Genomic DNA, 14,315 nt, shown 5'->3' with positions numbered 1-14,315 from the left:
TCCTCCGTCGCTGTGGGAAAAGCAGCCGGCGCGACTCGGCCGGCAGGTTTCGCCGGGCCGGCACGCTGAGAGGCTCTTGCTGTGCCCCGCTGTCAGAGGAACGGGCCTGCCTCTCGGTTGTCCGGGAGAGGCAAATCGGTGGCGTGTTGGCCGAATGCCGTCGTGGCGAACGAGATCCGGCCGCGGTATCCGGAGCCGGCCGCCGTCCACACTATGGCGGGCACCTGCGTCGGCCTGAGCGGCACCTGCCAACCCGCCGCGCAGCCCACTGCACCCCGGGCCCCGTCAGCGGCGCAGGGCCGACCACGCCCGCGGAGTCGAGCACGACGGGCCTGCCGGTGCTCCCGGCCTCCCCCGGCCGATGCTCAGGGAGCCGGGAGGACGCGCTCCGCCCTGGTGCGGCCGTCGGCGTGGTCGTCGCCCTCGGGACTGGCGTGGAACGCGGACCCGCTCTGCGGGTCCTCCGGGACGGGAACGGGCGGACCGAAGGCGCCGTGTCCGGTCAGCAGCGAGGCCGCCAGCCACCTGCTCACCGCCACATGGCCCGGTCGGGAGCCTGCGACGGCCCGGATCCGGCGGTCCGGGGCCGGTCGCTGTTACAGGGCTCGACGTTTCGTGGTTCAGCGGCGGTAGGCGGTGGCGGCGACGGCGGGCAGCAGGGCGAGGGAGAGGACGCCGCCGGTGAGGGCGAGGGCGGGGTAGCTCGTCGCGGCGACCATGATGCCGGAGGCCATGCCGCCGGTGGCGCCGGCCAGGGCGATGGAGACGTCGACCAGGCCCTGGGTCTTGGCGCGGGTGGCCAGCGGCACGGTGTCCGTGATGATCGCGGTGCCGGACACGAGGCCGAAGTTCCAGCCCAGCCCCAGCAGGGCCAGGGCGAGCGCGAGGAGAGCGACGGAGTCGCCTGGCGCGGAGGCGGCGAGGATGCCGGAGGCCAGGAGGGTGACGCCGGAGGCGGCTGCGATCTTCATGCGGCCGTAGCGGTCGGCGAGCCAGCCGGTGAGCGGCGAGGGCAGGTACATGGCGCCGATGTGGATGGCGATGACGAGTCCGGAGGCGGCCGTGCCGTGGCCGTGGTCGTGCATGTGGACCGGCGTCATCGTCATGATCGCGACCATCACGAGCTGAGTGAGGACCATGACGAGCGCGCCGAGGACGACGCCTCCGCGCCCTTCCCGTGTGTCCACCTCGTTGTCGGCGGCGGTCGTAGCTGCGGCGGCTACGGGGTCCTTGGACTCAGCGAGGGCGCGGGCCATGACGAGTGGATCGGGCCGCAGCCAGACGGCGAGGGCGAGGGCGGCGAGGGCGTAGGCGAGGCCGGAGAGGATGAAGGGCCCGGCGAGGCTGGGTATGCCGAGGGTTTCGGCCAGGTCGCCGGTCGGGGCGGCGAGGTTGGGTCCGGCGACGCCGCCGAGGGTGGTGGCGACGAGGACGGTGGAGACGGCGCGGGCGCGGTGGCCGGGGGCGGCGAGGTCGGCTCCGGCGTAGCGGGCCTGGAGGTTGGTTGCGGTGCCCGCTCCGTAGACGAACAGGGCGATGAACAGCAGAACGGGGTTGTCCGCGACGGCGGCGGCGATGACGCCGGCCGAGCCGAGTGCCCCGGTGAAGTAGCCGGTCGTGAGGCCGGGACGGCGGCCGCGGGCCTGGGAGATGCGGCCGACGGCGATGGCAGCGAGAGCGGATCCGGCGGTGAACAGGGCGCTGGGCACGCCGGCGAGGCTCGTGGAGCCGAGCATGTCCTGGGCGAGGAGGGCGCCGACGGTGACGCCCGCGGCGAGCCCTGCGCCGCTGAGGACCTGGGAGGCGACCAGAACACGCAGGATCCGGCGCTGGGCCTGAGCAGGGTCGGGTATGGAGGCCGTCGTGCCGGTGGGCGCGGTACTGGTCATGTCTCGTTTCCGGAGCGGTGGTGGAGGGTGCGGGACCGGCAGAGAGGGCTCGGTCGGTCCTGGCGGGAGGGGCGGTCGTGGCACCGGCCGGTGCCGGACGGGCAGCGCGGCGGACCTGGGCGCGGGGTGGGTTCACATGCCTCCGAGGGTTTGGGCGAGGTCGGTGGGGATGCCCCTCACGTCAGGCCCGGGGCGTCGACGGGCAGCTCCGACAGGCGCCACTCGAGCATGCCGTCGTTGAGGCGGATCGCGCGGCGGCCGCGGTCGGTCAGCAGCCGTACGGCGTCGTGGGCGAGGACGCAGTACTCGCCGCGGCAGTAGACGACGATCTCCATGTCCTCGGGCAGCTCGTTGATCCGGCCGGGCAGCTCGTCGACCGGGATGGAGAGGGCGCCGGGGATGTGCCCGGCCCGGTACTCTGCGACCGGCCGTACGTCGAGCACGACGACATCTCCGGCGGCGATGCGGACCCGCAGTTCCGCACGGCTGAGCTCGGCGGAGGTGTCCTCGCCGAGGTAGGCGTCGCGCGCGGCGGGTACGGCGGACTGGTGGGCCTCGGCGACCTTGCGCAGCAGCGCGAACAGCTGGGCGACGTCGTCGCCCGCCAGCCGGTAGTGGATGCGCACGCCCTCACGGCGGGTCGTGACGAACCCGGCCTGCTTGAGCGTCTGGAGATGCGCGGACGCGGTGGTCAGGTTGAGCCCGGCAGCCTTCGCCAGCGCGTCGACGGTGCGCTCGCCCTGGGCCAGCAGATCCAGCAGCTCCAGGCGCTTTCCGCTGGCCAGCGCCTTGCCGCTGGCCGCGAAGGCGTCGTACAGCCGGGCCTTCGTCGCGCTCTTCATGTACTCCGACATGACATCCTCCATAAATCCATGGATTAGTGTAGTTGAGTCCGGAGGGTGTGACGGTGCGACCCCACTCCCCCGTTCCCGAGATCTTGGAGGACGCCGTGGGCTTCGCGGACGATCACCTCATGCCCGTCGTCGACGAAGGGCCGGGCAACAGCGCCACCCAGTTCGACCGGCTACTGCCACCGCGCCCCTCGTCACCGCCGACGTCCCCGCCGGCCGCCGGCGCGGCCGTGGCCTGCGGGCACGGCGAGCGCGCCATGACCGGCGCCGGCCTCCTGGAGCGGGCCGGCCACACCGATATCGCGGTCCTCGACGGCGGACCGGACGACTACGCCACCACCCACGGCCAGCGGCTCGCCCAGGGGGCGGAGGACAGCCGTTCATGAACGCCACCCCTGCGGCCACGACGCCGACCGACGCCGCCGGGCGGCCCGTACGGCTCGGACTGCGTGAGAACTGGCTGCAGTTCACCCTGCTGGTCATCGTCAACGTCTGCGTCGGCGGCCTGGTCGGCCTGGAGCGCACCACCGTGCCGCTGATCGGCTCCGAGACCTTCGGCCTGACCAGCGACCTGGCCGTGTTCTCCTTCATCATCGCCTTCGGCGTCACCAAGGCGTTGACCAACCTCGCCGCCGGAGCGCTCACCGCCCGCTTCCGCCGCAAGCAGCTACTGGTGGCCGGCTGGCTGCTCGGCATCCCCGTCCCCTTCGCGCTCGCCTGGGCACCCTCCTGGGGCTGGATCGTCGCCGCCAACGTCCTGCTCGGCCTGAACCAGGGTCTGACCTGGTCGATGACCGTCAACATGAAGATCGACCTCGTCGGCCCCTCCCGGCGCGGCCTGGCCACCGGCCTGAACGAAGCCGCCGGGTACACCGCGGTCGGTGTCACCGCCCTGCTCACCGGCTACCTCGCCACCAGCTACGGTCTGCGGCCCGTCCCCGAACTCATCGGCATCGTCTTCGTCGTCGCGGGACTGGCGCTGGCCCTCGTGGTCCGTGACACCGCCGCCCATGTCGCCCTCGAACTCGCCCACCACGCCAAGCCGTTGCCGGCCGGCGAGGACACCGGTCCGAAGGCCGCCTTCATTCGCACCTCCTGGAGCGACCGCTCCCTGCGCGGCGCCAGTCAGGCCGGGTTCATCAACAACCTCAACGACGGCCTCACCTGGGGCGTCTTCCCCCTGCTCTTCACCGACCGCGGGCTCGGCCTGGCCGCCGTCGGTCTGATCAAGGGCCTCTATCCGATCCTGTGGGGGCTGGGGCAGATCCCGACCGGCCACCTCGCCGACCGCGCCGGTCGCAAACCCCTCATCGTCTACGGAATGCTCGTCCAGGCCTTCGGCTTCGTCCTCGCCCTCGCTCTGCTGGACCGGCCCCTGCTCGCGGGGATCCTGTCCGCGGTCGCGCTCGGCCTGGGCACCGCCATGGTCTACCCGGCCCTCATCGCGTCCATCTCCGACCACGCCCACCCGGCCTGGCGGGCCAACGCCCTGGGCACCTACCGGTTCTGGCGCGACATCGGCTACGCCGCGGGCGCGCTCGTCGCCGGCGTCCTCGGTGACGCGCTCGGCCTGAACGCCACCGTCATCGCGGCCGCCGTCCTCACCGCAGCCTCCGGACTCCTCGCCGCGCGCTGGATCACTGAACACACGAAGGGCTGAGCGGCCGACGGCGGCCCTCCCTGCGGGTGTCTCAGGCCGGGTGTGTCACGCGGCGCCGGACGCGACGCGTTCGCCGCCGACGGTGCGGGAGCCGAAGGAGGAAGCGGGGCTGCCCTGCCGTCGGAGCGGCACGGATAGCCTGCGCGGATGAAGCGGATGCAGCGGGCGGCCGGCGCGATCGTCGGCTCGGCGGTGGGTGACGCGCTGGGCGGTCCTTTCGAGTTCGGTCCCCAGGGAGCGTTCTCCGCGCGGTTTCCCACACCCGGTGCCGGTGGCGAGATGTGCGGAGGCGGCGGCTGGGACCCCGGTGAGGCGACCGACGACACGCAGATGGCCGTCCTGGTCGCCGAGTCGCTGCTGGAGCGGGGCGGACTGGATCTGCCGGACATCTTCACCCGCTTCTAGCGGTGGGCGGCATCGGAACCGAAGGACATCGGCCTGCAGACCGAAGACGTCCTGACCAACGGCATGCCCTGGGACCTCGCCGCCGCGATCCATTTCCAGGTCAACCGGCGAGCAGCGGGGAACGGTTCTTTGATGCGGGCATCGACCTCCGCGGTCCATTTCGCGCCGGTCGGCAGAGAAGCCACCATGGACGCGGCCCGCCGGATCGCTGCCCTCACGCACGGGGACCGCGCGGCCTGGGAAGGCACCGCGATCTTCCACGAACTCATCCGCGTCACCCTCGAGGACGCCGATCCCCTCGCCGCGCTCCCGGACATCCTCGCTCTCCTCCACCCCGACCACCGCGGCCGCTATGCCACCGTCCTCGCGCCCGACTGGCACCCCGATCAAGCCACCGAGTTCAACGGGGCCGTCTGGCCCTGCCTGGGCTCCGCCGTCTGGGCCCTGCGCAGCACCACCGGCTTCGAAGACGCGATACGCGCGGCGGTCGACCTCGGCGGTGACACGGACACCGTCGCCGCCGTGACCGGAGGTCTTGCGGGGGCGTACCACGGGCTGGAGGCCATCCCCGTCCGCTGGACCCAGCCGCTCCATGTCCCCCTGCCCGGCTTCGACGGACGGGTGCTGCGCCTGGCAGATCTGCTCCACCTGGCAGACCGCCTCGGGGCGGATCATGAAAGACGGTGATCAGCCGAACGATGCAACGACGTGCCCGGTGTGCGGGCCGTCTCTGCCCCGAGGGGCCAGGGCCTACACGGTGCCGTGCCCGGCGAGGTCACTGTCCGGTTCGTCCAGAAGGGCGATCCGGACGGTGATGCGTTTGCCGAACGGCTCCCGCTGGGCCTCGAAGCCCTGGGCGACGGCCATCACGATCTCCAGCCCGTGCTGCCCCACCCGCCCGGCGTCGGCGGACCGGGCGATCGGCAGCACCGGCTCGGAATCCCACACCACTACCTCGACCGTGTCGCCGGCGATCCGCAGGTCCAGCAGCACCGGGCCGGGCGCGTACTTGCGAGCGTTGGTGACGAGCTCGCTGACCACCAGCTGCGTCACGTCCATGGCGCGCTGCGAGACGGGCAGGCCGTGCTCGGCCTGCACCCGGGTGAGGAAGCCGACAGCCAGGTGACGGGCGTGGGCAATGTCCGCGCCACCGCCGTCCAAGGCCACCGTCGTCCGTATGGCGCGCTCGCGCGGCAGGCTACCGTCACCGCCCGCGGACACTGAATCCATCGCGTTCATTTCTGCCACCCCGTACACGCCCTCGCCCTTACCCTCGCGTTCACGGCCCATGCCGCGCGCCCGGTGCCGGTTACGTCACACAGAACGCGTCACCCAGAGGGGCGGGATGACACCCATGATGAAGCTTCCAGTATGGAAGTATCACCAGTATGGCTGAAACACCCAGACCGAATGCCGAGCAGGCACACCAGATGGGCGGGCTGTCGGTCGTGGCCACCGCCACCGACGGCATTCGCCTGCTGACCCTGTCCGGGGAGATCGACCACCACACCGGCGATCAGCTCAGGCAGGCCCTGGACGTCTCCGACGCCGCCCACCCGCACGTCGTGCTGGACATGCGCGGCGTTACCTTCATGGACTCCAGCGGCATCAACATCCTCATCTCCGCCCACCGGGCCATCACCGCAGCCAGCGGCTGGCTGCGCCTGGCCGGACCCACCGACTCCGTCCTGCGGGTCCTGCAGCTCACCGGTGTCGACGGCGTCATCGACTGCCATCCCACCCTCCGCCAGGCACTCATTCCCTGACGCCGCGCGCCCAGCCGGGAGAACCAGGCGGTGCCTGCCCCGGTAGCCGGGATCACCGCTCCTTGCTCCCTCCCTTCTGACCCTTTCCCTGGTTCTTCCGAGCCGTTTCGGACTTGGCGTGTTGTTCGCCGGGGGCCTTTGTCCTGGTCCCGTTTCCCGTATGGGAGGAGTCCGTGGTCAGGCGGCCCTCAGTGCCGTCCGAGCCGGGGTGGAGCGTCGGGGCCGCGGTGCGGTGTGCGGCTGCCTCGGTGGCTGCACTCCGGCTCGGGTCGGCCGGGGCGGAACGTGGGCTCCGCACCGCGGGGGCGTCGCGGTGCGGCTCGGCCGGGGTATCGGGGATGGACGACGACGGGGCCACAGGTGTTGCGTCATTTCGTGAAGGGCCGTCGGAGACAGCGACGGCGGTGGTCAAGACGGCCGCGAGCGCGGCCGTTCCACTGGCGATGAGGGCGCGCCGCCGCGGGGCCGCCGTTTTCCGCTCGGTCGCGCTGACCGCGGGCAAGGGGTTCAGGTGCGTGGGCTCGGCGTCCCGTGCCGGTTTCCGAATCGGCGTGAAGCTCGTGGCCTGGGTCACGGACGGGACGGATGCAGAACGTGCGGTACCGGCCAGCGAGGTCAGTATCCGGGCACACTCGTGTGCCGGAGGGCGGTTCCACTCCTCCAGGGCGGTCATGTGCCGCAGCAGGGCCGCGAAGTCCTTCGGCAGGGAGTCGGGCAGTACCGGCTGACGGTGCAGTCGTGCGATCGCGGCCTCAAGGGGACCGCCGCCGTACTCGAGCCTGCCCGTGAGGCACTCGAGGAGGACGAGACCGAGGGCGTAGACGTCGACGGCCTGGCCGACGGGCCGGCCGAGCACCTGCTCGGGGGACAGATACGCGGCTGTGCCGATGAGCGTGCCGGTGGCGGTGTGCGTCGTACCGTCGAGCAGCCGGGAAATACCGAAGTCGGTCAGGTGAGGACGCCCGGACTCATCCAGGATGATGTTGGACGGCTTCACATCACGGTGAACGATCCCCGCTTCATGCGTGTGGGCCAGAGCCGCGGCAAGGCCGGCGCCGAGCGCGGCCGTCTCATCGGGGGACAGAGGCCCCTTGGCGATGCGACCCTTCAGCGTGGGGCCTTCGATCAGCTGCATGACGAGGTAGGCGCGGTCGTGGTGCCGTCCGGTGTCATAGACGGTGACCAGCCCGGGATGCTGCAGCCTGGCCAGAATCACCGCTTCGCTCTGGAAACGTTCCTCCATGTCCACACCGGCGCCGGGCCGGAAGACCTTGACGGCCACCGGTCGTCGCAGACGCAGGTCGAGACCCCGGTGGACGTCGGCGGCACCACCCGAGCCGATGAACGCGTCCAGGCGATATCGCCCGGCCAGCACGTCGGCGGAATACCGGGAGGCCAATGCCAAAGCCGACTCGCGGAGCCTCATTTCATCTCCCACTGCTTCAAAGAGGGTCCGTACAAGGACTCGTGGCCGACGGGATACCGGACACGCGTACCCACGAGAGGCCGGGCAACGCCTGGGGGCGGGAGTCGGACGAACCCAGCGAGGGAATGTCAGCGCGACTTCGCCTACTCCGTCGACGTCGACCGGCCCGTCATCCGCAAGCGCGTCTCATTCGCCGGTGACTCCGTCGATCTGTTCGCGGATGAGGTCGGCATGACCGTTGTGACGCGCGTATTCCTCGATCATGTGCACCATGATCCAGCGCAGGGAGACGCTCCGGTCGCCGACGTGCCCCGCTTCCCGTTCGGACAGACGGCCGGAATCGTCCAGCGCCGCGTCAGCGATCAGTTCACGGCCTCGGGCGACCTCCGCCTGCCACACAGCCAGCGCCTCATCGAGCCCGCCTTCCGGCCGAAGGGAAAAACCGTCGAGGTTGGTCTCCCCGAAGACCGGAGAGACATCTTGACCTGCGAATATACGCTGAAACCAGTTGCGTTCCACCACAGCCATGTGCTGGACGAGACCCAGCAGTGTCATCGACGAGGGTGACGCCGCAGCGAGGCGTAACTGATCCTCTTCGAGGCCCGAACACTTCAGGGCGAGAGTCGCACGGTGAAAGTCCAGCCATGCGTCCAGCATGGCGCGCTCGTCGGCATGCGCGGGCGGGATGGGCCGTCCATCCGGTGTCGTATTCATGAGCCCACCGTGGCATCCGTTGTCGTGGCCCACGACCGTCTTCGCCGACGACGAACATGCGGCACACCCCTTTCCTGGAGCGCCGGTGACGCCCAGTCAGGGGCGTAGCTGCGGCTTGCTGGTACTGGCGTTGTCGAAGCCGCCCCGCCACTCGTACTCGACCGTCACTCGTCACCCGTCAGGTCAGGGCATCCGCGCGCCGGCACGACAGCTCATCCCGGCCACGAAGTCGTCGTGTGCGGCGTCCCCTCTGACCGCAGCAGTGAGATCGGCCCTTCCTGCCGCATGACCTGCATGAAGACGTCGAAGACGGGGCAGACGGACGGCCTGCGACCGGGAGGGTGCCATGACGATGACGGAGCAGTCGGCCACGCTGGTGGAGGAGGAAGCCGCGCGCTGCGCACACCACGACGGTCACGGTCCGGGGGCCGGTGGCGAGGCGCCGGAGTCCCCGCGTGAGCGGGTCAACCGCCGCTGGAACGAGGTCCTGCAGGAGACGCGGGTCACCCAGACCGGCGTGCAGATCCTCTTCGGCTTCCTGCTGAGCGTGGCCTTCACCCCGCTGTTCCGGGAGCTAGGAACGGTGGACCACGTCATCTACGTCACCACCGTGGTACTCGGTGCTTCGGCCACGGGAGCGCTCATAGCGCCCGTCTCCATCCACCGCTTCCTGTCCGGCCAGCGGATGAAGGACGAGGTGGTGGAGGCCGCCTGTCGCCTGATGATGTGCGGCATGGTCCTGCTCGCGCTGACCATCGGCTGCACGCTGCTCCTCATCCTGCGTTTCGTGGTTCCCGGCGTCCTCGCCGAAGTACTCGTCGTCGGGGTCATGCTGTGGTTCGGACTCTGCTGGTACGCGCTGCCCTTGCGCATACGACGTCGCGCCGCTCGCCGTTCCGGCGCCGACGAGGCGTAGCGCAAACGGCCGTCCGTCGCGCGTCGGCGCTCACCCACCTCTCATTGCCTGGGACCGGCGTTCTCGCCGGTCCCGGTTCCGCGGCTTTCAGCGACCCGGCCAGCCGGACGGTCGTGGTGATGTTCAGGTCGATGACGGCCCGGTCGTCGGCGGGGTCGGTGTCCACGAAGGCGCCGCCCCGGCCGACGGCGGAAGCACAGCGCGGCACCGGACGCGACTGCCGTGAACTCCGAGCAGTCGCAGTCGGCCACCGACAGGGGCTGGCGGGCGATCCGGGACGGTGATGCCGAATGCCTGTTCCTCTCCCCCGGGCAGCTCGCGAAAGACCGTGTCGTGGAACAGCTGCGGGAGCTGGGCCCCTCGCTGTGCGCGAGGCCCACGTCGTGACCGACCCGGTCCGACCGGCCCACCATCCATCTGGCGGTACGCACTTTCACCGACGACCCCGCCAAACGCGAGGCCGTCTCACGCTGGACGGGCTGCTGCATACCAAGGGGCGCTTGTCGCACGCGTGTCGCTGTCACAGGCCTGCGCAGGTCAGGATCCGGTCCATGTGCTCGGTCGGCAGGCCGGGGTGAGCGGCGGCGGCCGCGGCGACCTGTTCCGACGGATCGGTCAGCAGCCGCACCAACTCGCTGACCGGAAGCCGGGGATGGGCCACGATCGCGTGGCGCACAGTGGGGTCGGAATCGGCGGCCAGGCTGCGGACGAGTTCCACCGGCAGGGCGGGGTCGCGCGGGGCCAACTGCCGCATCCTGGGGTCGGGATCAGTGGCCAGGCGCCGAAGGACGTCCGCCGGGAGGGGGAAATCGTCGGCCGGACGCCACCGGGTCTTCTTCTCCGGCCGGTAGGTGCGGTCGATACGTTCGGCGGTGGCCGGATCAATGCGGTCCCGGGCGTGCAGCGCCATCGTCGTGCGGACGCCGCTGTCCTCGTCGTCGAGCAGCCGGGCCACGACCGGCGCGGGAAGCCGGTCCGACCCGGCGGCCGAGGCGCGGAAGCAGGCGTAGGGCGAGTCCACGTGCGGCAGCGGGTCGGCCGTCACCCACGGCAGACGCAGTGTCCGAAGCTGCATCCGCGCCATCTCGCTCATCAGCTGTTGTTCGAGTGCGTCGTCGTCCAGGTCGGTGGGAGCGGTGAGCCAGTCCCGTGGCGGCACCTCCGACAGGAGCCGGGCGTGGATCGCGGCCCGGGCGGGCTCCGGGGTGTCCCGGCGGGCGAAGACACGGAGGCGGACCTGCGGGCTGGGGTCCTCGGCCAGGACGTCGCGCAGCGGGGGTGGGAGGCCGGGGTGGCCTGCCACCTCTTCCCGCACGTGCTGGTCCGGGTCCTCGGCCAGCCGGCGGGCCGTGCCGGCGTCGAGGGTGCAGTGGCGCACGGCCCCGGCCCGCGTGACCGGGTCGGCCAGCAGCGCCGTGAGCAGGTCGGCGGGTGGCACGGGGTGAGGAAGGTGCCGGTAGTAGGTGGCGCAGGCTGCCGCACGCACCGTGTCCTCGGGGTCAGTCAGCAGCAGGCGGCGTACCGTTTCGGGGGCCTGCGTCCACGACTGGGCGAGCGTGGCCCGGACCCCGGGCTCCGGATCGGCCGCGAGCCGGGCACGCAGATCCTCCGGTACGCGATCGTTTCCCGTCAGGTGCTCGCGCACCTGCGGGTCGGGGTCGCCGAGCAGCCGCTCGAACAGCTCACGGCGCGCGCCGCCGTCCGCACCGACCACCAGGGCCGCCCGGATCCCCGGATCCGGATGCCCGGCGAGCGTCATCCGGAAAGCATGCGGCAGGCGGCGGTTGAGCGCGAGCGAGTGCGTGAACCAGTGCTCGTCCATGGCGATGATCTCCGCGATCATGCCGTCGCTCAGATCCGGGCGTCCGGCGAGACTGCCATGGCCCTTACGGTGAGCCAGGAGACGACGGACGAAGTCCGGCGGCAGCATCGGGTTCGTTGCCAGGCCCTCCAGCACCCTGATGAGGTGAACCGGCGGCAATGCGCCATCCGACACAGCGAGCAACTCCCTCCGGCTCAGCCACCTGGCCGCCGAGTCTCCCACGAACAGCCGCCCACGTCTGCCCACGGGAAGTGGCCTGCCTGCGGCACGGGCGAACTGCTTCCTCTACGGCGTGGGGGCGAGTGCCGCCCGGGCCGCCTGCAGAAAACGCGAGTGCGCCGCGGCCTGTTGGTCTCCGGCAGCGGTGTCGCCCAGCGCCTGCTCGAGACCTTCCGCAGCGGCGGCGACAGAGTCGGGGCCCTCCAGGCGGACGACGTTCAGTGCCTCATCGACGCCCCGCAGCGCCGCCCGGTAGGCATCGCGCCGGGTCGTCGCATCCGCGGAACCCAGGGCGTTCTGCCATTCCTGCCATCTGTGGCGGGCCAGGTCGGTTCTGGCGAGGAAGGACACGTAGGCGGCACGGCGCACCTGGTGCTGGGCGGCCATCGTCTGGGCCGTGAGGGTCTGGTGGGCCACGCTGAGCTGGGCGTCGGCCTGCAGACGGCCGGCTTCCCAGGCTGCCTCGGCCTGGCGGCGGCCCGCTTCCCAGGCGGCGTCGGCCTGACGCCGGCCGGCTGCCCAGGCGGCGTCGGCCTGGCGCACGGCGGCTTCGACGGCTCCCTGGGCCTGTCTGCGTGCGGAGGCCAAGGTGAACCATCCGGTCAGCGTGCCGCCGGCGACCGCGCCGGCGACCGCGGCACCGGCCGCGATCCAGGCCGTCACAAGCTCCTGTGCCACCAGAACTCCCCTCCACCTAGCCTCCGTTGGACTGCAGTGTCTCAAAGCGGGAACCCGGGCACAGCTGGTGCCGGCTGCGGCCGGCCGCATGCGGGGCACTGCCGGACGGCTTGCCTTTCCCTGCCGGAACAACCCTTGGTGACGATGGCCGGGGCATGATGGGCTCATGGCGAACGGGGGTGGAGGGGCGAGGTCGTCCCGTGTGCTGCGCGCGCCTCAAGTGGGCCCGGGTCCGGTGCGTGAGTTCAAGACCGCGCTGTTCGAGGCCTACCGGGCGGCCGGGAGCCCGGCCCTGGAAGAACTGGCCGCCGACGTCGCACGCGACGGCGAACTGGAGGGCGCCCCCACTCCAGAGGCCATCCGGCAGTGCCTGGACGGCTCTCAGGTCCCGGCGCAGCAGTCCGACGCCGCTGCTGTGGCTGTCGTCCTGGCCCGGCGTGCCGCCTGGGATGCGGACGACTTCGTGTTACTGATCAGCAGCTTGTGGATCAAGGCACGCCTGGCGGCACCTCTGGGGCAGCCGCTGAAGTCGTTCACCGACCCGTTCGTCCTGGAAGTGCACCGCGCCATCGACAGCAGCACAGGGGGCTTCCCTGAGTGTCTGCCGCCGCTGCCGGCGTATGTCGAGCGAGCCCACGACGAGGAACTGCGACAGAAGGTGGCCCAGGCAGCACGAGGGGCCAGCTGCATGACCGTTCTCATCGGGGACTCCTCCACCGGCAAGACCCGCGCCTGCTGGGAGGCGGTCCAGGAACTGCCCGAGAACTGGAGGCTGTGGCATCCCATCGTTCCGGGACGCCCCGAAGCCGCTCTCACCGGGCTCAGCGGCATCGGACCGCGGACCGTGGTGTGGCTGAACGACACGCACCACTACCTCAACACGCCCGGAACCGTTCTGGGCGAACGGGTGGCGGCGGCGCTGCGGGCCCTGCTGCGTGAACCGTCCTGTGCCCCCGTGCTGGTCCTGGGCACCATCTGGCCCGAGCACTGGGTCGAGTTGACGCAGGAACCCGACCTCCGGCGCGGCCCCGAGGATGTGCACGCGCAAGCCCGCTACCTTCTCGCCGGAACCGGAATCACCGTACCCAGCGCCTTCACCGGCGAGGACTACAAGCGCCTGCGCGACCGGGCCCCAAGGGATCCACGCCTGCGCCACGCCGTCCAGCACGCCCAGGACGGGCGCATCACCCAGTACCTGGCCGGCGCCCCCGCTCTGCTGGAGCGCTACCGCACGGCCCCGGCGAACGCCCGCGCCGTGATCGAAGCCGCCATGGACGCCAGGGCCGCGGGACACAACATCGCCCTGCCTCACGCACTGCTGGAAGCCGCCGCCGAAAGCTACCTCACCGACACCGAATGGGACGGCCTGCGCGAGGACTGGTTCGAACAGGCCCTCGCCTACTGCGCCGCCCCCCTGCGCGGCACACGCGGCCCGCTCACCCGCATGCGCCCCCGGCGAGGAGCACCCAAGCACACTCAACCCCACTACCGCCTGGCCGACTTCCTCGAGGAGCACGGTCGCAGTACCCGCCGACTCTCCACGGCCCCGACAGGCTTCTGGGAGGCCCTGGTCGACCACGCTCACCGCAGCGACCTGACCGACCTCGCCCAATCCGCCGGTGAACGCGGACTCATCTCCCCCGCCCTGCACCTGTTCACCGCCGCGTTCGACGCCGGCCAGCACAACGGGCTGCGGGCAGCCGGAACCATCCTGCACAGCGCCGGTCGCGTCGAGGAAGCCATCTCCTGGTACCAGCGCGCCAACGAAACCGGAGACACCGGCTCCCTCGGACTGGCCGTCACGCTCCTGTACGACTCCGGACACACCGACCGAGCGCTCACCTGGCTGCGTCAACGCGCCGACGCCGGCGACCCGGCCGCACCCGGCTGGCTCGACCAACTCCTCCGCGCCACCGAAGGCACCGGCGACGTACTCACCTGATGGCTGCGGACCTCGAGACGCAGAACC

The 14,315-nt window shown here is 71.2% G+C and carries 14 protein-coding genes and 1 pseudogene; 7 read left to right on the top strand and 8 right to left on the bottom strand.

Features of this window, described 5'->3' with window-relative positions; translation table 11 throughout:
- Positions 1-365 precede the first annotated feature (365 nt).
- The 3 genes from F1615_RS35630 to F1615_RS15260 form a co-directional block, all read right to left on the bottom strand.
- Entirely contained in the window at positions 366-533 is a 168-nt protein-coding gene (locus F1615_RS35630; protein ID WP_167533753.1) for a hypothetical protein, read from the bottom strand.
- Between the two features lie 87 nt (positions 534-620).
- On the bottom strand, positions 621-1,889 hold the full coding sequence (locus F1615_RS15265) for an MFS transporter (protein WP_149549505.1): 1,269 nt from the start codon (positions 1,887-1,889) through the stop codon (positions 621-623).
- Positions 1,890-2,065: 176 nt separating this feature from the next.
- Entirely contained in the window at positions 2,066-2,743 is a 678-nt protein-coding gene (locus F1615_RS15260; protein WP_149549504.1) for an ArsR/SmtB family transcription factor, read from the bottom strand.
- 53 nt (positions 2,744-2,796) lie between these two features.
- Here F1615_RS15260 and F1615_RS35935 point away from each other — a divergent pair, with 53 nt between their 5' ends.
- The 3 genes and pseudogenes from F1615_RS35935 to F1615_RS15245 all read left to right on the top strand — a co-directional run bounded on the left by F1615_RS35935 (position 2,797) and on the right by F1615_RS15245 (position 5,492).
- Entirely contained in the window at positions 2,797-3,126 is a 330-nt protein-coding gene (locus tag F1615_RS35935) for a rhodanese-like domain-containing protein (protein ID WP_208818319.1), read from the top strand.
- On the top strand, positions 3,123-4,400 hold the full coding sequence (locus F1615_RS15250; protein WP_149549503.1) for an MFS transporter: 1,278 nt from the start codon (positions 3,123-3,125) through the stop codon (positions 4,398-4,400). Before F1615_RS35935 ends, F1615_RS15250 begins: the two co-directional genes overlap by 4 nt.
- A gap of 147 nt (positions 4,401-4,547) precedes the next feature.
- Positions 4,548-5,492, top strand: a pseudogene (locus F1615_RS15245) (ADP-ribosylglycohydrolase family protein).
- Between the two features lie 63 nt (positions 5,493-5,555).
- Here F1615_RS15245 and F1615_RS15240 read toward each other — a convergent pair.
- Positions 5,556-6,035, bottom strand: a complete 480-nt coding sequence (locus F1615_RS15240) for an ATP-binding protein (RefSeq protein WP_149549502.1) — start codon at positions 6,033-6,035, stop codon at positions 5,556-5,558.
- 158 nt (positions 6,036-6,193) lie between these two features.
- Between F1615_RS15240 and F1615_RS15235 the strand changes: the two genes are divergently transcribed.
- Positions 6,194-6,571 carry an STAS domain-containing protein gene (locus F1615_RS15235; RefSeq protein ID WP_149549501.1) on the top strand — a complete coding sequence of 126 codons (378 nt, stop codon included), beginning with the start codon at positions 6,194-6,196 and terminating at the stop codon, positions 6,569-6,571.
- A gap of 52 nt (positions 6,572-6,623) precedes the next feature.
- Here F1615_RS15235 and F1615_RS15230 read toward each other — a convergent pair whose 3' ends face one another.
- Entirely contained in the window at positions 6,624-7,997 is a 1,374-nt protein-coding gene (locus F1615_RS15230; protein WP_167533752.1) for a serine/threonine-protein kinase, read from the bottom strand.
- Positions 7,998-8,183: 186 nt separating this feature from the next.
- Complete coding sequence (locus F1615_RS15225) at positions 8,184-8,711, bottom strand: DinB family protein (protein ID WP_149549500.1); 528 nt, start codon at positions 8,709-8,711, stop codon at positions 8,184-8,186.
- Positions 8,712-9,057: 346 nt separating this feature from the next.
- On the opposite strand from F1615_RS15225, the gene F1615_RS15220 reads away from it, so the two are divergent.
- Together F1615_RS15220 and F1615_RS36310 are read left to right on the top strand one after the other, a co-directional pair.
- A complete protein-coding gene (locus F1615_RS15220; protein WP_149549499.1) occupies positions 9,058-9,627 on the top strand; it encodes a DUF6328 family protein in 570 nt (189 codons plus the stop codon).
- A 222-nt stretch (positions 9,628-9,849) separates the two neighbouring features.
- Positions 9,850-10,014: a hypothetical protein gene (locus F1615_RS36310; protein WP_244328744.1), complete on the top strand. Its 165-nt coding sequence runs from the start codon at positions 9,850-9,852 to the stop codon at positions 10,012-10,014.
- Between the two features lie 133 nt (positions 10,015-10,147).
- Here F1615_RS36310 and F1615_RS15205 read toward each other — a convergent pair whose 3' ends face one another.
- Both F1615_RS15205 and F1615_RS15200 read right to left on the bottom strand, forming a co-directional pair.
- A complete protein-coding gene (locus F1615_RS15205; protein ID WP_244328743.1) occupies positions 10,148-11,623 on the bottom strand; it encodes a hypothetical protein in 1,476 nt (491 codons plus the stop codon).
- 111 nt (positions 11,624-11,734) lie between these two features.
- Positions 11,735-12,346: a hypothetical protein gene (locus F1615_RS15200; RefSeq protein ID WP_149549498.1), complete on the bottom strand. Its 612-nt coding sequence runs from the start codon at positions 12,344-12,346 to the stop codon at positions 11,735-11,737.
- 235 nt (positions 12,347-12,581) lie between these two features.
- Between F1615_RS15200 and F1615_RS15195 the strand changes: the two genes are divergently transcribed.
- The gene (locus F1615_RS15195) at positions 12,582-14,288 is read left to right on the top strand and encodes a hypothetical protein (protein ID WP_149549497.1); all 1,707 of its coding nucleotides are present in this window, start codon (positions 12,582-12,584) and stop codon (positions 14,286-14,288) included.
- Positions 14,289-14,315: the final 27 nt, after the last annotated feature.

Source organism: Streptomyces marokkonensis (assembly GCF_008312835.1).
GTDB classification, from domain to species: domain Bacteria; phylum Actinomycetota; class Actinomycetes; order Streptomycetales; family Streptomycetaceae; genus Streptomyces; species Streptomyces marokkonensis_A.
This window is presented reverse-complemented; position numbering and strand designations above follow the sequence as displayed.